General features: G+C 64.1%; 23 protein-coding genes. 13 read left to right on the plus strand and 10 right to left on the minus strand.

What is annotated here, in order from left to right:
- Nucleotides 1-49: 49 nt before the first annotated feature.
- From DEM27_RS02830 to DEM27_RS02845, 4 genes are all read right to left on the minus strand, one after another.
- Entirely contained in the window at nt 50-523 is a 474-nt protein-coding gene (locus DEM27_RS02830) for a hypothetical protein (protein WP_109456652.1), read from the minus strand.
- 114 nt (nt 524-637) lie between these two features.
- Nucleotides 638-985, minus strand: a complete 348-nt coding sequence (locus DEM27_RS02835; RefSeq protein WP_109456653.1) for a hypothetical protein — start codon at nt 983-985, stop codon at nt 638-640.
- A 381-nt stretch (nt 986-1,366) separates the two neighbouring features.
- A complete protein-coding gene (locus DEM27_RS02840) occupies nt 1,367-3,475 on the minus strand; it encodes a S9 family peptidase (RefSeq protein WP_109456654.1) in 2,109 nt (702 codons plus the stop codon).
- Between the two features lie 128 nt (nt 3,476-3,603).
- Nucleotides 3,604-4,797, minus strand: coding sequence for a DUF4214 domain-containing protein (locus DEM27_RS02845; protein ID WP_109456655.1), 1,194 nt, complete (start codon nt 4,795-4,797; stop codon nt 3,604-3,606).
- 202 nt (nt 4,798-4,999) lie between these two features.
- Between DEM27_RS02845 and DEM27_RS02850 the strand changes: the two genes are divergently transcribed.
- A complete protein-coding gene (locus DEM27_RS02850) occupies nt 5,000-5,389 on the plus strand; it encodes a DUF930 domain-containing protein (protein WP_109456656.1) in 390 nt (129 codons plus the stop codon).
- 91 nt (nt 5,390-5,480) lie between these two features.
- Entirely contained in the window at nt 5,481-6,218 is a 738-nt protein-coding gene (locus DEM27_RS02855; protein WP_109456657.1) for a polysaccharide deacetylase family protein, read from the plus strand.
- A 79-nt stretch (nt 6,219-6,297) separates the two neighbouring features.
- Here DEM27_RS02855 and DEM27_RS02860 read toward each other — a convergent pair whose 3' ends face one another.
- The 3 genes from DEM27_RS02860 to DEM27_RS02870 all read right to left on the minus strand — a co-directional run bounded on the left by DEM27_RS02860 (nt 6,298) and on the right by DEM27_RS02870 (nt 9,715).
- Nucleotides 6,298-7,542 (minus strand): NAD(P)/FAD-dependent oxidoreductase, encoded by a 1,245-nt coding sequence (locus DEM27_RS02860; RefSeq protein WP_109456658.1) that lies wholly within the window; start codon nt 7,540-7,542, stop codon nt 6,298-6,300.
- 33 nt (nt 7,543-7,575) lie between these two features.
- Nucleotides 7,576-8,712, minus strand: a complete 1,137-nt coding sequence (locus DEM27_RS02865) for an AI-2E family transporter (RefSeq protein ID WP_109456659.1) — start codon at nt 8,710-8,712, stop codon at nt 7,576-7,578.
- A gap of 91 nt (nt 8,713-8,803) precedes the next feature.
- Nucleotides 8,804-9,715, minus strand: a complete 912-nt coding sequence (locus DEM27_RS02870) for a VOC family protein (protein ID WP_245445650.1) — start codon at nt 9,713-9,715, stop codon at nt 8,804-8,806.
- 241 nt (nt 9,716-9,956) lie between these two features.
- On the opposite strand from DEM27_RS02870, the gene DEM27_RS02875 reads away from it, so the two are divergent.
- The gene (locus DEM27_RS02875; RefSeq protein WP_109456660.1) at nt 9,957-10,367 is read left to right on the plus strand and encodes a universal stress protein; all 411 of its coding nucleotides are present in this window, start codon (nt 9,957-9,959) and stop codon (nt 10,365-10,367) included.
- Nucleotides 10,368-10,377: 10 nt separating this feature from the next.
- Nucleotides 10,378-10,698, plus strand: coding sequence for a TraR/DksA family transcriptional regulator (locus tag DEM27_RS02880; protein ID WP_109456661.1), 321 nt, complete (start codon nt 10,378-10,380; stop codon nt 10,696-10,698).
- Between the two features lie 17 nt (nt 10,699-10,715).
- On the opposite strand, the gene DEM27_RS02885 is transcribed toward DEM27_RS02880, so the two are convergent.
- Nucleotides 10,716-12,086: a tetratricopeptide repeat protein gene (locus tag DEM27_RS02885; RefSeq protein ID WP_109456662.1), complete on the minus strand. Its 1,371-nt coding sequence runs from the start codon at nt 12,084-12,086 to the stop codon at nt 10,716-10,718.
- 154 nt (nt 12,087-12,240) lie between these two features.
- On the opposite strand from DEM27_RS02885, the gene trhA reads away from it, so the two are divergent.
- Entirely contained in the window at nt 12,241-12,894 is a 654-nt protein-coding gene (gene trhA / locus DEM27_RS02890) for a PAQR family membrane homeostasis protein TrhA (protein WP_109456663.1), read from the plus strand.
- Here the strand turns inward: trhA and DEM27_RS02895 are convergent, their stop codons facing one another.
- Both DEM27_RS02895 and msrB read right to left on the minus strand, forming a co-directional pair.
- Nucleotides 12,895-13,410: a hypothetical protein gene (locus tag DEM27_RS02895; protein WP_128755423.1), complete on the minus strand. Its 516-nt coding sequence runs from the start codon at nt 13,408-13,410 to the stop codon at nt 12,895-12,897. It abuts the gene before it with no gap.
- Between the two features lie 148 nt (nt 13,411-13,558).
- On the minus strand, nt 13,559-13,966 hold the full coding sequence (gene msrB, locus DEM27_RS02900) for a peptide-methionine (R)-S-oxide reductase MsrB (RefSeq protein WP_109456665.1): 408 nt from the start codon (nt 13,964-13,966) through the stop codon (nt 13,559-13,561).
- Nucleotides 13,967-14,136: 170 nt separating this feature from the next.
- On the opposite strand from msrB, the gene DEM27_RS02905 reads away from it, so the two are divergent.
- The 8 genes from DEM27_RS02905 to DEM27_RS02940 all read left to right on the plus strand — a co-directional run bounded on the left by DEM27_RS02905 (nt 14,137) and on the right by DEM27_RS02940 (nt 20,898).
- Nucleotides 14,137-16,470: a putative monovalent cation/H+ antiporter subunit A gene (locus DEM27_RS02905; RefSeq protein WP_109456666.1), complete on the plus strand. Its 2,334-nt coding sequence runs from the start codon at nt 14,137-14,139 to the stop codon at nt 16,468-16,470.
- A gap of 4 nt (nt 16,471-16,474) precedes the next feature.
- A complete protein-coding gene (locus DEM27_RS02910; protein ID WP_109456667.1) occupies nt 16,475-16,894 on the plus strand; it encodes a Na(+)/H(+) antiporter subunit B in 420 nt (139 codons plus the stop codon).
- Complete coding sequence (locus DEM27_RS02915) at nt 16,894-17,271, plus strand: Na+/H+ antiporter subunit C (protein ID WP_109456668.1); 378 nt, start codon at nt 16,894-16,896, stop codon at nt 17,269-17,271. The genes DEM27_RS02910 and DEM27_RS02915 overlap by 1 nt, the downstream gene beginning before the upstream one ends.
- A 3-nt stretch (nt 17,272-17,274) precedes the next feature.
- Nucleotides 17,275-18,828 carry a Na+/H+ antiporter subunit D gene (locus DEM27_RS02920; protein ID WP_109456669.1) on the plus strand — a complete coding sequence of 518 codons (1,554 nt, stop codon included), beginning with the start codon at nt 17,275-17,277 and terminating at the stop codon, nt 18,826-18,828.
- Complete coding sequence (locus DEM27_RS02925; RefSeq protein ID WP_109456670.1) at nt 18,825-19,298, plus strand: Na+/H+ antiporter subunit E; 474 nt, start codon at nt 18,825-18,827, stop codon at nt 19,296-19,298. The genes DEM27_RS02920 and DEM27_RS02925 overlap by 4 nt, the downstream gene beginning before the upstream one ends.
- A complete protein-coding gene (locus tag DEM27_RS02930) occupies nt 19,298-19,666 on the plus strand; it encodes a cation:proton antiporter (RefSeq protein ID WP_109456671.1) in 369 nt (122 codons plus the stop codon). The genes DEM27_RS02925 and DEM27_RS02930 overlap by 1 nt, the downstream gene beginning before the upstream one ends.
- On the plus strand, nt 19,663-20,001 hold the full coding sequence (gene mnhG, locus DEM27_RS02935; protein WP_109456672.1) for a monovalent cation/H(+) antiporter subunit G: 339 nt from the start codon (nt 19,663-19,665) through the stop codon (nt 19,999-20,001). The genes DEM27_RS02930 and mnhG overlap by 4 nt, the downstream gene beginning before the upstream one ends.
- A 468-nt stretch (nt 20,002-20,469) precedes the next feature.
- Entirely contained in the window at nt 20,470-20,898 is a 429-nt protein-coding gene (locus DEM27_RS02940; protein WP_109456673.1) for a Ros/MucR family transcriptional regulator, read from the plus strand.
- The last annotated feature ends 120 nt before the right edge of the window (nt 20,899-21,018 follow it).

A 21,018-nucleotide genomic window follows, 5' to 3' on the forward strand; every position in this document is an offset into this window, starting at 1 on the left:
GCGACCGGATGCCGGCCGCCTCTCTGGTCTCGGCAGGGAAGTAAAAGGGTCAGAGGCCGGCGCTGCTTTCCCGGGCGTTGCCGGTCTCCTCGATGCCGTTCTGTCGCAGGATCGCTTCGCGGATTTCCGCTTCGAGCGCCTCGCGTTCCTCGGCCGGCATGGCGGCAACGTCGTCTTCGGTCAGGCCACGATCATCGAGGAACTGGGCGCGGATCTTTTCTCCGAGGGTCATCGAGGCCCATTCATGCAATTCGTCGAACAGGGCATCGCGGGCGCTCGGCGTGTTGCTGCTGGCGGTCAGGGTGCCGGCGGCATCGCCGTCGTCGCCGGATTCTTGGCTGCTCAGGTCCCAGAGCGCCTGCGACAGGGCCGGGGCGGGAACGGTGTCGCTGCCGGTGATCGAGGCGACGGACGAGCGTGAACGGCTCCCCCGGTTGTCGTCCTGCTGCGTGGACGGAGCGAGGAGGCTGTCGAGAGACAAGGCACGCGAATATGTCACGAGGCCGTTGTTCAAAACCTTCATGCTGAAAATCCCTGGATAAATGACTGTTGATTGCAAAAAAGCTGCGGCGTCATGCCGCCCGGCTGCGGGCGCCTGGTCCCGCAGACAAATCAGCCGCCCGGAGGGCGGCTGGCATCATGCGTAAAGCAGTTCGTGTTCGACCGTATCGTCGTCGTCGAGATAGAGCGCGTTGACGCGTGCCATCGTGTCGTGACGGTCGGTGTCGACGTCGTCCGAGCCGTGCAGGCTTCCGGACGCGGCAAATCCGTTTGCGCCGGCCGGCTTGCGGCCGCCGTCGAGCGCCCACAGCGCGCCGGACAGGGTGGAGGAAAGCAGCGTGCTGCTTCCAACCTGCGGGGAAAAGGACGGGTTACGAACGGGCGCGGCATTCTGCGCCGGCGCGGCTTCATCCGCATCGACGACTGGCTTCTGAAACCTGCCCTGATCGTAGTAATAGCCCTGGAGGCCACTCTCGATTCGCATTGTTTTTCTCGCCATCAATAATGATTAACGAAGTGTTAACCATTGAAGCTTGCGCGAAACTTGCGTCCTTGCATGAGGGCCGCTTGAAAACCCGTGGCTTTCGGGGGGGGGCGAAGGCGAATCGGTGGATTGTTTCTCAAAAGCGTGTCGCGATCGTTCAGATCCGCCCGCATGCTTTGTCTTCGCAAAACCGCCGCTTATTTTTGCGGCGTGGGGAAGCGGCCGAGCCCCTGCCGCGTTTGCCATGCGCAAGCCGACCGCGAAAACGAGGTTCCCCGTCATTTTCGCGTTTGCCCGCCGGTCTGCAAGCCGCCGGTGCATGTCTGGCAAGAGCCGCAGGCGAAAGCGCCCGCGGCATGTGGGACAGCGTGGCCGAAGGCCTTACATCCTGCCGGCCACCTTGATGGCGAAGGCATATTCGAAGGCGACTTCCTCCAGCCGCTGGAAGCGGCCGGCCGCGCCGCCATGGCCGGCATCCATGTTGGTGCGCAACAGGATCGGCGCCGTGCCGGTGGTCAGTTCGCGCAGCCGCGCCACCCATTTCGCCGGTTCCCAGTAGGTGACGCGCGGATCGGTAAGGCCGCCGAGCGCCAGGATTGGCGGATAGGGTTTGGCGCCGACGTTCTCGTAAGGGGAGTAGCTGGCGATCCAGCCGTATTCTTCCGTCGAGTCAATCGGGTTGCCCCATTCCGGCCATTCCGGCGGGGTGAGCGGCAGCGTGTCGTCCAGCATGGTGTTGAGCACGTCGACGAAGGGCACGGCGGCGATGAAGGCGGCGAATTTTTCCGGCGCCATGTTGGCGACGGCCCCCATCAGCATGCCGCCCGCCGAACCGCCCTCGGCGATGATCCTGCCGTAGGACGTAAACTTCTGTTCGTGAAGGTAGTCGGCGGCGGCGACGAAGTCCTTGAAGGTGTTGGTCTTCTGCTTCATCTTGCCGTTTTCGTACCAGGCGAACCCCTTGTCCTTTCCGCCGCGGATATGGGCGATGGCATAGACGAAACCGCGGTCGGCCAGCGACAGGCAGTTGGTGTTGAACGAGGCGGGAATGGTGATGCCGTAGGCGCCGTAGCCGTAGAGCAGGCAGGGGGCGCTGCCGTCGAGCGGCGTATCCTTGCGATAGAGCAGCGTCACCGGCACGGTCTCGCCATCCCAGGCCGGGGCGAAGACGCGGCGGGTGACGTAGTCGTCGATATCGTGGCCGGACGGCACCTGCTGGGTCTTCAGCAAGGTTCGCTCGCGTGTCGCCATGTCGTAGTCGAACAGCTGCGACGGCGTCGTCATCGAGGAATAGGAGAAGCGGATGACGTCGGTGTCGTATTCGGCGGCCCCCTGCAGGCCGAGCGAATAGGCCTCCTCGGCAAAGGCGATGGCGTGTTCTTCGCCGGTCGCCCGGTCACGGATCATGATCTGCGGCAGGCCGTCCTTGCGCTCCAGCCAGACGAGGTGGCGGGCATAGGCCATGTGGCTGAGGATCAGCTTGCCGGGCGTATGCGGCACGACGTCCTTCCAGTTTTCCCGGCCGGGCGCCGTCACCGGCGCCTCGACGATCTTGAAGTCGCCGGCGCCGTCGGCATTGGTGAGGATGTAGAAGACGTCGCCGCCTTCCGTCATCGAATATTCCAGGCCCTCGACGCGTTCGGCGACAAGCTGCGGCTCGGCCGTCAGGTCCCTGGTCGACAGAAGCCGGTATTCGCTGGTCTCGTGGTCGTGGATGTCGATGTAGATGAAATCGTCGAGCAGCGAGCCGCCGACGCCCATGAAGAAGCCCGGATCTTCCTCCTCGTAGACCAGCCGGTCGGCCGATTGCGGCTCACCGACGATATGGTGGTAGATCTTCGAGGGCCGGTGGTTCTCGTCCTGCAGCGTGTAGAAGAAGCTCTTGCCGTCGGGCGCCCAGACCCCGCCGCCGCCGGTGTTCTCGATGACGTCGGCCAGGTCCTCGCCGGTTTCGAGGTTGCGGATGCGCAGGGTGAAATATTCCGAACCCTTGTCGTCGTAGCCCCACAGGCCGTGGCTGTGGTCGTTGCTGCTGTCGATGCCGGCGAGGCGGAAATAGGCCTTGCCTTCGGCTTCCTTGTCGCCGTCGAGCAGCACCTGCCGGCTGGCCTCGTCCTTGTGGTCGCCGTCGCGCGGAATGCGGAAATAGTGCGGCTGCTCGCCGCCGGTGACGTAGAAGGTGCCGTAGGCGAACGGGCCGTCCTTCACCGGCACGGAGGAATCGTCCTCCTTGATGCGGCCCTTCATTTCGGCAAACAGGAGCTTCTGCAGCTCGGCCGTATCGGCCATCGCCGCCTTCATATAGGTGTTTTCGGCCTCCAGATGCGTGCGGATCTCCGGATCGAGGATCGACGGGTCCTTGAACATCGCCTGCCAGTTGTCGGCGCGCAGCCAGGCGTAGTCGTCGGTGCGGGTGATGCCGTGGCGCGTATCCTGCTTCGGCTTCTTCGGGGCGATCGGGGCAGGGGGAAGGGAGTTGAAAATCGACAAACGCGCTCTCCGGCAAATCGTTCTGGAATGATCAGCCAGAGATAGAGGCAGGCCCGGAAGGGATCAAGGGCGAGGCGAAAATGACCGGCGCCGCAAAGGCGCCGGGGTTTCGCGTCGGCGGTTGCCGCTCAGCTGTACCAGATGCCCTCGGAAATCGCCGGGGCGACGCCGACGACGTTTTCCTGACTCTCGGAGAAGCCTGCCAGAACCTGCGCCCGCGAGGTGCCGTGCTGCAGCTCGCCCGTCCAGTAGGCGATGCCGGCGGTCTCGCCTTCGCGGCCGAGCACGTTCAGGTACAGGCGGCCGACGAAGTCCGTGTCGGTGGAGTCTGCCCCGTAGATGCTCTGGAATTCCTGCGAGCCGACGAAGCCGGAAGCGACGTCGATCAGCTGCGTGCCGCCGTCCATCGATTTGATCCAGTAGGACAGGCCGGCGCTGTCGGGTGCCCGGTCGAAGGCGGCCTGGTAGATGCGGTAGGACTGGCCGGCATTGCCGTCGAGATCGAAGGCGAGCGTCCCCTGCAAGAGATCGACGCGCTCGACCGAATTCAGTGTCAGGCGCTCGACATCGCCAAACTGGATGACCACGGTCGAGCCGGAAATTTCGACGAAGGAAATGTCGAACTTGGTGAAGGGCTTGGTGATGTGGTCGAGTGCGGCGCTGCCGTTGATCGTTTCGACCTTGCCTGGCAGGCTCGGATCACGGAACTGGTCGATGCTGGTGGCGCCCCAGAAGACACCGCTCGGCAGCGTGCCGGTGAAGGCCACCTGCCCGAAGGTCTGCGCCTCGATGTCGAATTCGACGACCGTCTTGTTGTAGAAGCCGAACAGGCTGTCGGAGGTCTTGGCCAGGCCGAAGAGGTTCGACGGAATATTGTTGAAGGCAACGGCCTCCGCGCCGTTCTGAAGGTTGATCGACAAGAGGTCCTCGGCATTCGTCGAGATCACCAACTCGTTGCGCTGGATATAGATGTCGCCGGCCGATGTGGAGTTGAAACTGTCGATGCGCGTCGTGGTCTGCGCGCCAATATCGATCTTGTAGACGCTGCTGCCGCCACCGGCATACAGGCTGCCGTCGGCGGCGAATTCGAGGGCGTTCATGCTGCCGGCGCTGAAGGAGAGAACCTTCTGTTCGGTCACGCTGCTGCCGGAGAGGTTGAGTTTATAAAGCGAATCGAACGTTACGGCATAAAGGTCGCCACTCTTGTTGATGGCGATGTCCGTATAGGTGTTTGCAGTTTTCGCGAGAACGCTGATCGTGCGATTTGAAAAATCCGCCAGCCCGAGTTCTCCCTGGCTCGTCACGAAGTAGGCGTTTGCCATCCCAAAAATCCCTTCATAGATTACGACGAAAGCGACATAATGCTCCGGTCCGGCAAGACAATATGGTTGCCTTATTTTTGTCGAGACCACATTCTGACCATATTGGTTACCCAGTTCTTGCCCGCCAACCGGCCCGGCCCTGGAGCGGAACTGTCAGGAACGGCGTCAATTTGATGAATAAAATCAAAAAGTTGAGGTAATAATGATCCGAATTCTCACCCTCTCGTCGCAGATGATGCTCGTGGCTTTGCCTGCTTTTGCCGTCGATGCGCGGATTGCCAGGCAACTTGAAAAGCTCGATCCCAATACCCGGCTGGAGCAGGCCTGCGACACGGAGGCAATGAACCGGATTTCCGCGGACAAGAGCGATTTCAAGGCCGACAAGGTGATCGCCTACACCTTTGCCGAGCCTGTCCTGAAGGGGGATTCCATCTCGGCGCCGGGTGCGGTCTTCCGCAGCCGCGGTGAGTGGTATCGTCTCTCCTATACCTGTACCACCGGTCCGAAACGCGTCAACGTGCGATCCCTCGACTACAAGATCGGCAAGCTGGTGCCGCATTCCGCCTGGCGGGAACATTATCTTTACGACTGAACCATGCCGCCGGGCGGCATCAGGTCCCATCGCCATGTGTCGTATTTTCGGCTATGGCCAGTCCAGTCCGAAACCCTTTGGCAGTTTTTCCATGCGCCTCGCCGTTCTTTCCCTGCCTTTCCTTCTTGCCGCAGCGCCGGCCGCATTTGCAGTAGAGCGCGGTGCGAATGCGCTGGTCGAGCCGCAGCTGCATCTCTCCAGCATGGCCGAGGCGGGCGCGCCGCGGGTGGCACTGACCTTCGATGCCTGCATGGGCAAGACGGATTTCCGCATTCTCTCGACGCTGATCGACGAAAAGATCCCGGCGACGCTGTTCGTCACCGCCCGCTGGCTGCGCCATAATCCCGAGGTGGTGGCGATGATCCGGCAGCACCCCGATCTGTTCGAGATCGAGAACCACGGCCGCAACCACGTGCCCGCCGTCGACCGCCAGACGAAGATTTACGGCATTGCCGCCGCCGGGTCGCCGCAGGCGGTGGCCGACGAGGTGACGGGCGGCGAAGAGGCGATCGTGGCCACCGGCCTGGGAAAACCCCGCTGGTTCCGCGGGGCGACGGCGAAGTACACGCCGAGCGCCATCGCCGAGGTGCGCAAGATGGGCTACGAGATCGCCGGTTATTCGGTCAATGGCGACGGCGGCTCGCTGTTCGGCGCGGCGCAGGCGGCCAAACGTATTGCCGCGGCCAGGGATGGCGACGTGGTGATCGCCCACATCAACCAGCCGACCCATGCGGCCGGCGAAGGTGTGGTCAAGGGTATCCTGGCATTAAAAGCCCGCGGCGTGACCTTCGTGCGCCTGTCGGACGTAGCTGAAGTCGGCACCAACTGAGCTTGCCCCCCTCATCCGACCCTTCGGGCCACCTTCTCCCCGGGGGAGAAGGGCAAGGAAGCGAAAGCCCGCGCCGCTGTCAGGGTGCCGGCCTGTCCAGGGCAAAATCCTCGAACCATCCGGGTTCCTTGCCGGTGACGAAGGCGGCAGCCAGATGCGCCGCCATGTAGGAGAAGGTGATGCCGTTGCCGCCGTATCCATAGGCGGCGAAGATGCGCCTCGTGCCGGGCACGCGGCCGATCAGCGGCAGTCCGTCCTCGGTTTCCCCGAAGGCGCCGCACCAGGCATGCGATATGGTCGGATCGGCCGATGGCCAGATGTCCAGCAGCTTTTGCCGCAGGATCTCGATCTTGCGCGGCAATTTGGCGTCGCGTTCCTGCGGGTCGGCGATGTCCTCGTCCTCACCGCCGATGATGATGCGGTTGTCGAACGTCGTGCGCAGGTAGAGATAGGGCTCGGTCGCTTCCCAGATCAGGGTGCGATCCGGCCAGAGGTGCTGCAGCGGCTGCGGCACGGTGGCGATCGCCCAGCTCGATGCCGTCGAATGCTGTTTCGGCATGACGAAATGCGGCATGACGTAACCGGTCGCCAAAAGCACATGGCGGGCCTCGACCACATGCCGCCCGTCCGTCTCGATGACGGCCGTGCCGCCTTCCTCATGGAAATGTGTTGCGGTTGCCTCGACAAGCCGGGCGCCGCGCGAGCGGGCGACGTTCAGCAGCGCCCAGCACAACATCAGCGGATCGGCCTCGGCCGAGCCCGGGGAGAGCAATGCGGCCGGTCGGTCGATGCGAAACTGCGATGCCAGTTCGTGGGCGCTCATATACCGGCTTGGAAGTTCGGCCCGGTGCCGCAGTTCGAATTCTTGCGCGAGGACATGCGGCTCCTGCTGCGGGCCGGCGACATAGAACGTCGAGCGCGGATGGAAATCGCAGGGGATGGACAGCGAGGCCGCAAGCTGCGACAGGCCGGAAACGGCGGCGAGGCTGCGCCTGTAGATCGCCGCTGCCCGGTCGAAACCGTAGAACCCTGCAAGTTCCGTCAGCGTGCAGTCGATTTCCCATTGCAGCATGGCGGTGCTGGCGGCGGTGCTGCCAAGGCCCGGCTGCTCGCGGTCGATCAGCGCGACGGTGAAGCCAAGCGCCGTCATCCGCTCGGCGGCCAGCGCGCCGGTAATGCCGCCGCCGACGATGGCGACGTCGACGGCGAAGCTTTCCTGCAGCGGCGCGCCCGGCGGCCGCTGGAGCAGGCCGCCCCAGGGGGACTTGCCGCCGACGAGGTCGCGATGGGTCGTGTGCTCGAAACTAAGTTCCGCAGTGCTCAAGGGCGTCTCCCGCTGATGGTCTGGTTTTCGGTTTTAACCCGGCAGGTTCGGTGTCGGCCGGTCTTCCGGCAGCACTTCGTAAAGGATGGTCATGGCGATCAGCGACAGCGGCAGGGCCAGCATGGCGCCGACGGCACCCCACATCCACGTCCAGAAGATGATGGCGACGAAGATGATGAAGGGATTGATTTCCAGCCGCTTGCCCATGATCGCCGGCACGACGATGTTTTCCATCACCAGGTGCACGATGAGGAAGGCGATGGCCGGCAGGAGGCCGGTCAGCAGGTCGTCATGGGTGAGGATGCCGGCGGCGGCGAGTGCCACGGTCATCAGCGAGAAACCGAGGAAGGGCACGAAGCTCGACAGGAAGGCGAAGACGCCCCAGAGCGCCGGCATGGCCAGCCCGCCGGCCCAGGCGATGATCGTGACGATGACGCCGAGCGCGGCATAGATCACCGACGCGGTGGCGAAGTAGAAGCCGAGGGCTTCCTCGATGGCGTTGAGGATGCGGATGGTCGTCAGGCGCTTCTCGCGGCGGCGGAAGGTCATGATCAGCGCCTTGCGCAGCTGCAGCCGCCCCAGCAGGAACAGCAGCAGCGCCGCAAAGAAGATCATCGCCTGGACCAGCGCCGGCGTCAGGCTGCCGGTGACGACCTGCAGCACGCTGCCGGTGTTTTCCAAGAGCTTGTCCATCGGCATCGAACCGCTCTGGAACGAGGCGCGCGAGATGTGCAGCCATTCGAACCGCTCGAGGAACGGCGTCACCCGCTCGATGGCGCGCTCGATCATCTGCGGCGCCTCCTGGGCGAGCCGCGTCATCGGTTCGGCCAGCGCGTTGACGATGAAGAAGACGGCGGCGGCAAACAGGCCGGAAAGCGAAACGGCGCTCACCAGCGGCGAAACGCCGAGCTTGTGCAACTTGTCTGCGGCAAAGCCGAGAATGAGGCCGACGACCACGGCGAGCGTGATCGGCATCAGCACCGCCGCCATGATGTAGACGACCGCCAGCGACAACAGCACGAAGATGCCGATGATCGACCAGGTCACCGCCAGGTCCAGCCCGTCCTTGGCGATATGCACCTGGATCTGCGGCGGTGCGTCGCCCGTACCGCTGCGTGCGATCTCGGCCAGTTCCTGAACGTGGCCGGGACGGTCTATCTGATATGCCATGGCTGAGCCCCCTGTCGTCGGCGTATAAACGCACGAAGCCCGTACCGGTTCCAGCACGGCTTCACGAGGGTCGTCCAGGCGAAAGCGGCGATCAGGCGGCCAGTTTGAGGCCGATGCCCCACGGGTCCTTCAGCGACCAGACGCCGTCGTCCCGCGTTGCCTTGATCTCCAGCGCGTCCAGCCTGGCGACGGCCTTCTCAAGCGCTGCCGTATCGTTGAATTGCAGCGTGTAGTCGGAAAGGCCGGACATGGTGTCCGTGCGGGCCTGGGCGCCGCGGCTGTTCCAGATATTGGCGGCGACATGGTGGTGATAGCCGCCGGTGGCGAAGAAGCTGGCACCCGGATAGGCCGCCATGATCTTTAGCCCGAGCACGTCGCGGTAGAAGCGGTCGGCTTCCGGGATGTTGCCGACCTGCAGGTGGATATGGCCGATCGCCGTGCCGTCTGCCATGCCGAGCCACGCATCGGCGGGGGCGCTGTCGTAAAGCGCCTGCAGGTCGAGCCGGTTGGTCGCCATTTCGACGGTGCCGTCGGCATGGAAGGTCCACTCGCCGTGCGGCCGGTCGGCATAGATCTCGATGCCGTTGCCTTCCGGGTCGGAGAGATAGATGGCCTCGCTGACGATATGGTCGGAGGCGCCGTCGAGCTGGACGTTGTTGTGGGCGGCGTGGCGCAGCCAGCGGGCAAGCTCGGTGCGGTCGGGCATCAGGAAGGCGGTGTGGAACAGGCCGGGGGCGTTGCGCGGCGCGCGGCGGATGTCGCCGCCGGTGGTCAGCGTCAGGAACGGCCGGCCCTCGGTGCCGAGCACCTCGCCGCTGGCGGTCCTTTCCAGCACCTTCAGCCCCAGCATGGTCTGGTAGTAGGCCGAAACCGTCGGCAGGTCGGTGACGGCAAGATGCGAGTGGCCGACATAGGCCGGGCGGGTCAATGCATAGGACGGCGCGGTATCGGTCATGGATATGTCTCCTGCCTGTGCGGCCTTGCCGGCGCCGGCGGAAAACATGCCGGCGGCTGCGAGGCCCAAGAAATTCCGCCTGTCGAGTTCGCTCATCATCTTTCCCCCGCTGGACGTGTCCTGCCCTATATGGACTGCCGACATTGTTCATGAAAGCCTCTGTTTTGGCGATTTACCGTCAACGTCACGTTTACAATCGCTCCGCCGATCTTGATCGAGATCAAGGCAGGCCTTGTCACGCGGGCGCATGGATAGGATGATCGAGAAACGATCGTAAGAAGGAGGCAGCATGTACAAGAAAATCCTGGTGCCGGTGGATGTCAGCGTTCTTGAGCGCGGCGAAAAGATCCTGCGGCTGGCATCGACGCTGGTGGAGGCCGGCGGCGACGTCGTTCTGCTTGGCGTCGTCGAGGGCCTGCCGAGCTACCTGACTATCGACATTCCGGTACAGCTCATCGAGGCCGGCATCCGCGAGGTCAAGGAAAAGCTGACGCTTCTCCAGGAAAAGACGGCAGTCTCCGCGCGCATCGAGGTACGCTGCGGCGCGCCGGCGACGGAAATCCTCGCCGCCGCCAAGGAACATGGCGCCGACTTGATCGTCATCGCCTCGCACACGCCCGATTTCACCAATTATTTCATCGGCGCCACGGCCGACAGGGTGGTGCGTCATGCCACCTGCTCGGTACTGGTCGACCGATAGGAGACAGCCGATGAGCACGCCCGACTACGAGCAGATCCTGCGCCGGCGCCAGCGCGAACTCTACAGCCGCCTGCACCGGATCGAAGAGGATTTCGAAACGCCGCGCAATCCCGACGACGACGACCGCGCCTTGGAGCGCAGCAACGACGAGGTGCTGGAGGAACTGGGGCAGGCCGGCCAGACGGAACTCCGCGCCATCGACGCGGCTCTCACCCGCATATCCGAGGGCCGCTTCGGCACCTGCACGCGCTGCGGCCAGCCGATCTCGCCGGCGCGGCTGGCGGCGGTGCCCTACACGCCGTTCTGCGAGGCGTGCAGCCGGGAGATCTGATCCCGCTCCGTGCCGGTTTATTCGGCCTCGCTTTCGGTGGCATTGTCGCTATTGAAAGCCTGGTCGATCGCCGTCATCGTATCGAGACCGAACGTGCCGTCGGCGGTGCCGGCAAACTCGCCGCCTTCCTTCAGCCGCCGCTGCATATCGACACGGAATTCTTTCGGCCAGTCGATGGTCGGCTTGGCCAGTTCGTCCTTGGCGGCCTGTTCGCCGGCCCGCAGCGCCGTCATCATCAGTTCGGCCGCCTTGACGCCGTCGAGCGGCACGCCGTGGCCTTCGGCATACAGGAAGGCCAGGTTGAAATGGGCCAGCGCCAGGCCTTTGGCGATCGCCTGCTGGTAATAATCGACGGCCTTGGCGTAATCGAGCGGCACGCCGGTGCCGAGATCGTACATCGCGCCCATGTTGTTCAGGGCTTCGGAATCGCCGAGTTCAGCCGCCTTGCGATACCATTTGAGCGCTTCGTCGACGTTCTTCTCCAGGCCTTGGCCTTCGTCATAGGCATAACCGATGGCATTCATCGACGAGGCGTCACCTGCATCGGCCGCTTTCTGGTGCCATTCGATCGACTTTTTCAGATTGTCGCCGACATCCTTCTTGTCGCCGAGCGCAAAGGCGAGGTGGCCCATGGCGGGGACATAACCCTTTTCCGCCGCCGCCTGGTACCAGCGGATTGCCTCGTCGTCGTTCTCCTCGACGAGATTGCCTTGATCGTAGATGTCGCCGAGTTCGTCCATGATCTTCGGATCGCCGAAGCCGGCGGCCGTGCGCAAAAGGGAAACCGCGGTGTTGTTGTCCTGCTGGACGCCGGCGCCGTCGCGATAGGCGAGCGCCAGCGCGTAGATCGCCGGCGGATATTTGGCGTTGGCGGCGATCTGGAAGTTTTCCACCGCCTTGACCGGGTCCGCCGCGGTGCCGAGCCCGTCGCGATAGGCGACGCCGAGATTGTAGCTGGCAACCGGCAGGCCGGTCTTCGCCGCGGCGTCATAGAGCTTCATTGCCCGGCTAAGGTCGGGAGACATGCCGGCCGACAGCAATTCGCCCAGCTGGTTGCTGGCGATCGCATACCCGCCGTCCGATGCCCTGGTGAAAGCGCTCACGGCATCGCCGACCCGCCTGGCGGCGAAATAGGCGCGGCCGAGCTGGAAGTGGTAGCGCATCTCCGCGGATGCGGACTTGATGGCCGCCTCGCAGGCCGGCACCGCCTTCTTCGCATCGATGACCTCGGTTTCGACGCCGACGATGCCGGCGGGTTTTTTCGGATCGAGATCGCTGGCGGCATAACGGTCGCAATCAGCACCGTCATCGGCGGCGATTGCTGGCAGGCTGGTGCCGAGGGCAAGCAGCAGGGCAAGGCTGGAGGTGGAAAGCGACGGCCGGCGCATGACTGTTCCTTTGTGTTCGGAGAGACCGATCTATTCCTAGAACGCGGCAATGGCCGGTTTTATTCGGCGCTCGCTCCTGGCAGGAGAAGCCCTCTCTTGCCTTCACCGGCCCGCCGGGTTCATGATACCGGCGAATAATGCCGGAGTGAACGGAATGGCCGAGTTCTTCAATGTCAGCCGCATGTACGACCGCGCCGAGATCATCGCCGACGGCATCGTCCACGGTGTCGGCATCGTTCTTGCGCTGATCGGCGCCACGGTGCTGATCTTCTACGCCACCGTCTGGAGCAGCCACGGGGAACTGGCGGCGGCCTGGATCTACGGCATCGGCCTTGTGCTGGCGCTGTCGATATCCTTCACCTACAATATCTGGCCTGTCTCGCGCACCAAATGGCTACTGCGCCGGATGGACCATTCCGCCATCTTCCTGCTGATCGCCGCCACCTACACGCCTTTCCTGCAGCGCGGCGCCGGCGATCCCGTCGTCTTCGGGATGCTGGTGGCGATCTGGGCCTTCGCGCTGGTCGGCATCGTGCTGAAATGCGCCTTCCCCGGCCGTTACGACCGGCTGGCGATCCTGCTTTATCTCGCCATGGGCTGGAGCGGCGTCTTCATCGCCGGGCCGGTCACCGCAAGGTTGCCGGTGGCGGCAATCGTCCTGATCATCGTCGGCGGCTGCATCTATTCCGCCGGCGTCGTCTTCCATGTCTGGGAAAGGCTGCGGTTCCAGAATGCCATCTGGCACGGTTTCGTCGTCGCGGCGGCGGCGGTGCATTATTCCGCCGTCATGACCTGCTTCAGCCTGTGATCACTGCTGCGCGGGCGGCGGGGCGTTGTTGTCGGCGGCGCAGCCTTCGGACGGGTGCAGGGTCCTGACCAGCTGCCTGACCAGCGGATCGTGCTTCTTCAACGCCGCCTTGTCATATTCCAGCCAGGCAAAACCCGCTGCCCCGTCGCACAGCGCCACGGCGCGGACATAGACGATCCGCCCGTCCCGCGAGCCGGAGAAACTGGCCGAACCCGGGCCGATCTTCTTGTAGGAAATCTGCCAGCCGTTCTTCTCCTCCATGTCGATCCGCTGGCGGATTTCCTCTTCCAGGCTGTTGTCGAGCAGGTTGGTGCCGAATACCGACAGGGTCGTCTTGCGATCGGGAGAGGCAAGCCGCATGCCGTCGCCGTTGTCGGCGGAGTTGATGACGACATAGTCGGAGGGCAGGGCGACACCGAAGCTGAAGCGGCTGTTGACATAGTCCTGCCGCTCCCCGGCCAGCGCCGGCATGGCGAGCAGGAGGGCGGCGAGCGCCATGTTTGCGACTATCGTCATTTTCGTTTTCTGCATGGTCGGACCCAAAAACACATGACGTCAAAGCCGAAGCGCTTCCAGCCAGCCTCATTTATTCAGGCGTTGCAAAAGGAAAAAGCCGCCGCATCATGGCTTGGGCGGCTTTTTCCCTATTGGCCGAGTGAAGGCACTACCCGGCCCGCATCACCATCGCATGGCCGTTCATGCAGTAGCGCAGGCCGGTGGGCGGCGGGCCGTCGGGGAAGACGTGGCCGAGATGGCCGTCGCAACTGGCGCAACGGATTTCCGTGCGGACCATGCCGTGCGAGGTGTCGCGCAGTTCCCTGACCGCATGCGGCGAAACCGCCTGGAAGAAGCTCGGCCAGCCGCAGCCGGCGTCGAACTTGGTGTCGGAGATAAACAGCGGCGCATCGCAGGCGGCGCAGTGGTAGACGCCCCTTTCGAACGTATCCCAGTAGGGACCGGAGAAGGCGCGCTCCGTGCCGTGCTCGCGCATGATCTTGAATTGCGTCGGCGTCAGCTGCTCGCGCCATTCCGCTTCGGTCTTCTGAACTTTCGGGGTCATGGTATCCGCCATGGCTTCGTCCTCTCTGTCTGGTGCGCAATAGATAGGCATTGTTAACTGGCAGGACAATATGGACGCGGCGTGGCGCCGGTGCCGAAAATCCTTGAGGCGCCGGTTCGTTTGGCCTAAATCACATCCTTTCCGAAGGACCGGCACGGGTCCGTACTGCGAATGGAGAGGCAATGATTGCCGGTGCCGCCGACCTGACCTTCCTTGCCCTGTCGTTGCCTTTCGTCGCAGCCTGTCTTGCCCCGGTTCTCTTCCGGCTGTTCGGCCATCGCGCCGCCTGGCTGCTGGCATTGGCGCCGGCGGTTTCCTTCCTGCATCTCGCCGGTTTCATCGCCGAGGTCGCCCGCGGCGAGACGGTGACCGGCGGTTATGCCTGGGTGCCGAGCTACAATCTTTCCTTCTCCTGGTATATCGACGGCCTGGCGCTGGTCTTTGGCCTGCTGATCACCGGCATCGGCGTCCTTGTCGTGCTTTACGCCGGCGGTTACCTGAAGGGCCATCCGCAGCAGGGGCGGTTCTTCTCCTTCCTCATGATGTTCATGGGCGCCATGCTCGGCCTCGTGGTGTCCGACAGCTTCCTGATGCTGTTCGTCTTCTGGGAACTGACCTCGATCACCTCGTTCCTGCTGATCGGCTTCGACCATGAAAGGCCGGCGGCGCGGCGGGCGGCGCTGCAGGCGCTGCTGGTGACCGGCGGCGGCGGGCTGTTCCTGCTCGCCGGCCTGCTGATGATCTGGAACATCGCCGACGTCACCCAGATGTCGCTGCTCCTGTCCTACGGCGAGGTGGTGAAGGCGAGCCCCTATTACCTGGCGGCGCTGCTGCTCGTGCTGGTCGGCGCCTTCACCAAGTCGGCGCAGTTTCCCTTCCATGTCTGGCTGCCGAACGCCATGGAAGCACCGACGCCTGTTTCCGCCTACCTGCATTCGGCGACGATGGTCAAAGCCGGCGTCTATCTGCTGATGCGGCTTTATCCCGCCATGGGCGGCACACCGGTCTGGGAAATCCTGCTGCCCGTCTTCGGCGGCGGCACGCTGCTGACGGGGGCGCTGATGGCGCTGCGCCAGACCGACCTGAAGCTGATGCTTGCCTATACCACCGTCGCCTCGCTCGGGCTGCTGGTGCTGCTGGTCGGCTTCGGGTCGCCTTATGCGATCGAGGCGGCGGTGCTTTATCTGGTCGGTCATTCCCTGTTCAAGGGTGCGCTGTTCATGGTCGCCGGCGCCATCGACCACGGGACGGGCACCCGCGATCTCACCCGCCTCGGCGGCCTGCGGCGGGCCATGCCGGTCACCTTCGCCGCCGCCCTGCTGGCAGCCCTGTCTATGGCCGGCCTGCCGCCGTTTTTCGGTTTCCTCGCCAAGGAAGAAATCTACCTGGCGCTCGCTGCCGGCAATCTCCGGTCCATTCTTTTCACCATCGTAGCGGTCGCCGGCAATGCGCTGATGTTTGCCGCGGCCTTTGCCGTGGCGCTAAAACCTTTCCTCGGCGAAAGCCGGCAAACGCTCAAGCATCCGCATGAAGCGCCGGCCCTGATGTGGATCGGACCGCTGGTGCTGGCGCTCGCGGGACTGGCGGCGGCGCTGGTGTCGACGGCCTTCCATGCCGCGATCTCCTCGCCGATGGCGAGCGCGGTGAGGGGTGAGGCGACGGCGATCGCGGTCGGCCCGATGCCGCATGTCGGCCTGCCGCTTGCCCTGTCGGCGGCGACCATCCTGCTCGGGCTTGCCGCCTATCGGCTGCTCGACCGGCTGCGGGACGCGCTGGCGCGGTTTTTCCAGGCGCTCGGGCCGGGACCGGACCAGGGGTTCGACGAGGTGCTCGAGGCGCTGGTCGCATGTGCGGTGAAGGTGACGCGGTTCGTCCAGCCGGGCCGGCTGGATATCTACCTGTCCGTCACCTTCGCGGCGGTGGCGGCGGTGCTGCTGCTGCCGCTTTTCCTGTGGGGCGAGGCGCCGTCCGAGCCGGCATTCGCCTGGCCGTCGCTGTCCGAGCTCGCCATGCTGCTGATCGCGGTGATCGGGCTCGCCGCCGTGCTGGTGGCCGTCGACCGGCTGACGGCGATCGTGGCGCTCGGCATCCAGGGTTTTGCCGTCGCCGTGCTTTTCCTGCTGTTCGGCGCGCCGGATCTCGCCTTCACCCAGTTCATGATCGAGACGCTGTCGGTGGTCATCCTGGCGCTGGTGATGACGCGGCTCAGGCTGCACGCCTCCGACCGCCGGCCGGCCGGACAGCGGCTGGCCGATGGCGCCGTCGCCCTCGGCTGCGGCCTCGGCCTCACCCTGCTGTTGCTGAAGGCGACCGAAGGGGTGTTCGACACGGCGCTCGGCGATTTCTTCGGCAGCTATTCCAAGGTGATCGCCCACGGCGCCAATGTCGTCAACGTCATCATTGTCGATTTCCGCGGCACCGACACGCTGGGCGAGATCGCCGTCGTGCTTGCCGCCGGCATGGCGATCCTGGCGCTGATCCGCCTGGGTAAGACGCAAAAGCAAAGCGGCAAGTGACATCATGAACAGTCCGATCTTCAGAACCGTCGCCCCCTTCCTCACCAGCCTGATGCTGCTCTTTTCGCTGTTCGTGCTGCTGCGCGGGCACAATGCGCCGGGCGGCGGCTTCATCGGCGGCCTCGTCGCCGTCGCGGCGCTGGCGATCCATGGCGCCGCCTGGGGTGTCGAGACGGTGCGGCGGGCGATTGTCTTTCATCCGCTGTCGATTGCCGCCTTCGGGCTGTTCCTGTCCTGCATCGCCGGTTTTGCCTCGGCTGCGGCCGGCGTGCCGTTCATGACCGGCCTGTGGGTGACCGTACATGTGCTCGGCAGCGCGGTGGCGCTTTCCAGCGTCATGCTGTTCGATCTCGGCGTCTATCTGGTGGTCGTCGGCGCGCTGCTTGCCATCGTCCTGGCGCTCGAGGAAGAGGAGGGCGTGTGATGGAGGCCTGGTTCAGCCTGCTGGCCGGGCTCTTCTTCGCCGCTGCGGTCTATCTCATCCTGTCGAAACATCTCATCCGGACGCTCATCGGCATCGTGTTGCTCGGCAACGCCGTCAACCTGACGCTGCTCGTGGCCGGGCGGCTGACGCGGGAAGTGCCGCCGATCATCGCCGACGGGCTCGATCGCCTGCCGGGCAATGCCGCCAATCCCCTGCCGCAGGCGCTGATCCTGACGGCGATCGTCATCTCGTTTTCGCTCTTCGCCTTCCTGCTGGTGCTGGCCTATCGCGCCTACCGGGTGCTCGGCACCGACGATACCGACAGGATGCGGTTTGCCGAACCGGTCGATGAACCGGCGCCGCCGAAAGGGTATTGACGCATGGCGGCATCTTCCGTGATCGATGTTTCTGCAGCCCTTGCGGCCGGCCCGGCGACGGCGGCGCAATGGCTCGTCGTGCTCCCCGCCGCCTCTTGCCTGCTGCTGTCGGCGGTGCTGGTCATGCTGTGGCGCCAGCCGCGGCTGCAACAGCTGCTTGCCGTTGCAGGCCTCGCCTTTCTCGTGCTGGTCGACCTCCTGCTGTTGCGGCAGGTGCTGGCGACGGGGCCGGTGACGATGGTGATGGGCCGCTGGCTGCCGCCCTTCGGCATCGCCTTTACCGCCGATCTCACCGGCGTGCTGATGGCGCTTGCCGCCGCGCTCGTCGCCTTCGTTGTCTGCCTGTCCGCGGCGGGCGAGCGTGAAACCTCCGGCCGCGGCGACGGCTTCTACCCGATGCTGCTGATGCTGATGGCCGGCGTTTCCGGCGCCTTCCTCACCGGCGACATCTTCAATCTCTACGTCTGGTTCGAAGTGCTGCTGATCGCCTCCTTCGGGCTGATCGCGCTTGGACCGGAGCGGGCGCAGATCGACGGGGCGCTGAAATATGCGGTGCTGAACCTCGTCGCCACGACGCTTTTCCTCATCGCCGTCGGCATCCTCTATGCCGTCTTCGGCACGCTCAACATGGCCGATATCGTCATGAAGGCGCCGGATCTGCGCGAGACGGCGCCGCTGGTGACGCTGACGGCGCTGTTCTTGCTTGCCTTCGGCATGAAGGCGGCGGCTTTCCCGGTGAATTTCTGGCTGCCGGCCGCCTATCATACGCCGCGCCCGGCGGTGGCGGCGCTGTTTGCCGGGCTTCTGACCAAGGTCGGCATCTACGCGCTGCTGCGTGTCACCGTCATGCTGTTTCCGCCGGAGCGCGAACAGCTGGAGCCGCTGATCGCCACCGTCGCCGTCGCCACCATGCTGACGGGCGGGCTCGGCGCGCTGGCGCAGAACGACATCCGCCGCATGCTCGGTTTCGTGGTCATCGCCGGCATCGGCACCGTGCTGGCGGGCCTTTCGCTCGGCGGTCCCGGCGGCATCGGCGGCGCGCTGTTTTACGCGCTGCATTCCATGGTGCTGATGACGGCGCTGTACCTCGCCATCGGCGAAGCCGGGCGGATTGGCGGCAGTTTTTCGCTTGCGGCCCTCGGCGGGCTGTATGGGCGGCATGCCGGCTTTGCCGGACTTTGCCTGTGCCTGTTCTTCGCGGCATCCGGCCTGCCGCCGTTTTCCGGCTTCTGGCCGAAGGCGATGCTGGTCAAGGCGGCGCTGGATGTCGGCGCCTGGTGGCTGGCGGGTGCCATGCTGCTGTCGGGTTTCCTGCTGACCATCGCTTTCGGCCGCGTCTTCCTCATGGCTTTCTGGCGTCCGGCGAAGGAGACGGCACCGCCGGTGCTGGCACTGCGCTGGCAGGCAATAGGCCCGCTGCTGCTGCTGGCGGCGCTGGTCGTCGGTTTCGGCGCCTTTCCCGAACTATTGCTGCGCACCGTGCAGGATGCGGAGATTACGCTGGACAATCCGCAGGCCTATCTCGGCTCCGTCTTCCCGCAGGGGGCCGCGCCATGAGACGCCTTGCGGCTTCGCTCATCCTTGCCGTCGTCTGGGCCGTGGTCACCGGCAGCGCCGCGCCGGCCAACCTGCTGCTCGGCCTCCTGCTGGCGATCCTCTGCCTCGGCGTCACCCGGCGGCATCGCGGCCGCGGCACGATCGCCGTCCGCCCGGTGGCGCTCCTGCTGCTCGGCCTGGTCTTCCTGCGCGAACTGGCGCTGTCGGCCTGGTCCGTCGCCATTGCCGTGCTGCGGCCGCGGCTCGACATCCGGCCCGCCATGGTCGCCTTTCCGCTGCGCCTCAAGCGCGACTTCGAGATCGCGCTCCTGGCCAACTGCATCACGCTGACGCCGGGGACGCTTTCGGTCGATGTCTCCGAGGATCGGCGGTTTCTCCACGTTCACGCGCTCGACTGCCGTGATCCGCAAGACCTTTGCCGCGGCATCGCCGAAACCTTTGAACGCCGGATCATGGAGGCCTTCCCCTGATGGCGCAGAACATCCTTTCCGCCGCGATCATTCTCTCGCTCGGCCTCCTGACGCTGGCACTGCTGCTGACGGTGCTAAGGGTGGTGCGCGGCCCGACGCTTCCCGACCGCGTCGTGGCGCTCGACATGCTGGTTGCCGTGGCGATCGGCCTGATCGCCGTCATCGCCGTGAAGACGGGGTTCTTCCTCTATATCGACATCGCCATCGCTCTGGGCCTCGTCGGCTTCCTGGCGACGGTGGCCTTTGCGCGCTTCATTATGTCGCATCGGTATCGGGCCGCCACGGAGACCGCCGCGAAACCGCCGCCGGAAGCCGTGCACCGGGGAAACGCGCGACGAAACCGCCGGCCGCGGAGGCCACGGCGATGATGGCCGATGCGCTCGCGCTGCTGTGCGCTTTCCTGCTGGTCGCCGGGTCCGCCTTCGCGCTGACGGCGGCGATCGGCATCAACCGCTTTCCGGATCTTTTCACGCGCATGCATGCGGCCTCGAAAGCCGGCACGGTCGGTTCGAGCCTGCTGCTTCTCGCGGCCGGCCTTTATTCGTGGGACTTCGCGGTGTTCCTGAGGGCGCTCGCCGGCATCGCCTTCCTGATCCTGACGGCGCCGGTCGCCGCCCATCTCCTGGCGCGCGCAGCAAAAGGATCCGGATATCGAATCAGCACGTTATCGGTGCGCGCCACTCACCGGGACAACAAGAAATAAGTATAATTCCGGCTTTTTCGGCCTTGCCGATTTGCAAGAATTGTTCTGTTTAGCTATTGCGCCAAGTTTGTGTTTTAAAACTTGATGCTTGCAACAATCGAGCAATGCTTAAAACTGGGATGGTAGATTTTGCAATTGGACTTTTCTGCAAATGATGATAATTCAAAAAAAATCGGAGTTCCGGTATTGATTTAGTTTTGTCCGCTTTCACCGATGGCCTTATCCGAGGGAAAGTCATGGATATGCAGGAGTTGGCGATGCCCAATCGTGGTGCATATTGTGGGGACAGCTTTAAAACAGTGCCGGGCGGCGAGACAGCCGGCTGTCGTTGAAGCCTAGGGGTGGGTTTCGGTGCAACATCTTGGTGTGTGCACCTGGCAGGCGGCTTTTTGTTGCGTATCCGAACTGATGGCGCTGCGTTTTGTGAAGAAGCGGGTGCTGGGCAAGGTTTTGAACAGGAGAATGAAAATGACAGACTCGGCTTATGACAGCAGCCCGGAATTGTTGGTGGAACTGACCGCCGACATCGTGGCTGCCTATGTCAGCAATCACGTGGTGCCGGTCGGAGAGCTTTCGAATCTCATTTCCGACGTGCATTCCGCCTTGAGCAACACCACGGCGCCGGCACCCGCCGTGACCGTGGTCGAAAAACAGAAGCCTGCGGTTTCGGTCCGCAAGTCGGTCCAGGACGACCAGATCACCTGCCTTGAATGTGGCGGTTCGTTCAAGTCGCTGAAGCGGCACCTGATGACCCATCACAACCTGTCTCCCGAAGAGTATCGCGAAAAATGGGATCTCGCGCCCGATTATCCGATGGTCGCGCCGGCCTATGCCGAAGCGCGCTCGCGACTCGCCAAGGAAATGGGCCTCGGCCAGCGCCGCAAGCGCGGTAAGTAATCCGCCGCGCCATGGCATGACACCGACCGGGCCTTTCGGCCCGGTTTTTTGTTGCCTGGGGATAAAGTGAGGAAAAAAATCCCAAAATCCTTTTGAAATTCATAAATTTTTAAACAAAAA

The sequence above is a fragment of the Rhizobium album genome (assembly GCF_003122325.1).
Taxonomy (GTDB): Bacteria; Pseudomonadota; Alphaproteobacteria; order Rhizobiales; family Rhizobiaceae; genus Metarhizobium; species Metarhizobium album.

Excerpts from the sequence above, each read along its gene's own strand:
- DEM27_RS02830 (WP_109456652.1), bottom strand. The coding sequence starts at position 523 with ATGAAGGTTTTGAACAACGGCCTCGTGACATATTCGCGTGCCTTGTCT.
- DEM27_RS02835 (WP_109456653.1), bottom strand. The coding sequence starts at position 985 with ATGCGAATCGAGAGTGGCCTCCAGGGCTATTACTACGATCAGGGCAGG.
- DEM27_RS02845 (WP_109456655.1), bottom strand. The coding sequence starts at position 4,797 with ATGGCAAACGCCTACTTCGTGACGAGCCAGGGAGAACTCGGGCTGGCG.
- DEM27_RS02850 (WP_109456656.1), top strand. The coding sequence starts at position 5,000 with ATGATCCGAATTCTCACCCTCTCGTCGCAGATGATGCTCGTGGCTTTG.
- DEM27_RS02855 (WP_109456657.1), top strand. The coding sequence starts at position 5,481 with ATGCGCCTCGCCGTTCTTTCCCTGCCTTTCCTTCTTGCCGCAGCGCCG.
- DEM27_RS02865 (WP_109456659.1), bottom strand. The coding sequence starts at position 8,712 with ATGGCATATCAGATAGACCGTCCCGGCCACGTTCAGGAACTGGCCGAG.
- DEM27_RS02870 (WP_245445650.1), bottom strand. The coding sequence starts at position 9,715 with ATGTTTTCCGCCGGCGCCGGCAAGGCCGCACAGGCAGGAGACATATCC.
- DEM27_RS02875 (WP_109456660.1), top strand. The coding sequence starts at position 9,957 with ATGTACAAGAAAATCCTGGTGCCGGTGGATGTCAGCGTTCTTGAGCGC.
- DEM27_RS02880 (WP_109456661.1), top strand. The coding sequence starts at position 10,378 with ATGAGCACGCCCGACTACGAGCAGATCCTGCGCCGGCGCCAGCGCGAA.
- DEM27_RS02885 (WP_109456662.1), bottom strand. The coding sequence starts at position 12,086 with ATGCGCCGGCCGTCGCTTTCCACCTCCAGCCTTGCCCTGCTGCTTGCC.
- trhA (WP_109456663.1), top strand. The coding sequence starts at position 12,241 with ATGGCCGAGTTCTTCAATGTCAGCCGCATGTACGACCGCGCCGAGATC.
- DEM27_RS02895 (WP_128755423.1), bottom strand. The coding sequence starts at position 13,410 with ATGACGATAGTCGCAAACATGGCGCTCGCCGCCCTCCTGCTCGCCATG.
- msrB (WP_109456665.1), bottom strand. The coding sequence starts at position 13,966 with ATGGCGGATACCATGACCCCGAAAGTTCAGAAGACCGAAGCGGAATGG.
- DEM27_RS02905 (WP_109456666.1), top strand. The coding sequence starts at position 14,137 with ATGATTGCCGGTGCCGCCGACCTGACCTTCCTTGCCCTGTCGTTGCCT.
- DEM27_RS02910 (WP_109456667.1), top strand. The coding sequence starts at position 16,475 with ATGAACAGTCCGATCTTCAGAACCGTCGCCCCCTTCCTCACCAGCCTG.
- DEM27_RS02915 (WP_109456668.1), top strand. The coding sequence starts at position 16,894 with ATGGAGGCCTGGTTCAGCCTGCTGGCCGGGCTCTTCTTCGCCGCTGCG.
- DEM27_RS02920 (WP_109456669.1), top strand. The coding sequence starts at position 17,275 with ATGGCGGCATCTTCCGTGATCGATGTTTCTGCAGCCCTTGCGGCCGGC.
- DEM27_RS02925 (WP_109456670.1), top strand. The coding sequence starts at position 18,825 with ATGAGACGCCTTGCGGCTTCGCTCATCCTTGCCGTCGTCTGGGCCGTG.
- DEM27_RS02930 (WP_109456671.1), top strand. The coding sequence starts at position 19,298 with ATGGCGCAGAACATCCTTTCCGCCGCGATCATTCTCTCGCTCGGCCTC.
- mnhG (WP_109456672.1), top strand. The coding sequence starts at position 19,663 with ATGATGGCCGATGCGCTCGCGCTGCTGTGCGCTTTCCTGCTGGTCGCC.
- DEM27_RS02940 (WP_109456673.1), top strand. The coding sequence starts at position 20,470 with ATGACAGACTCGGCTTATGACAGCAGCCCGGAATTGTTGGTGGAACTG.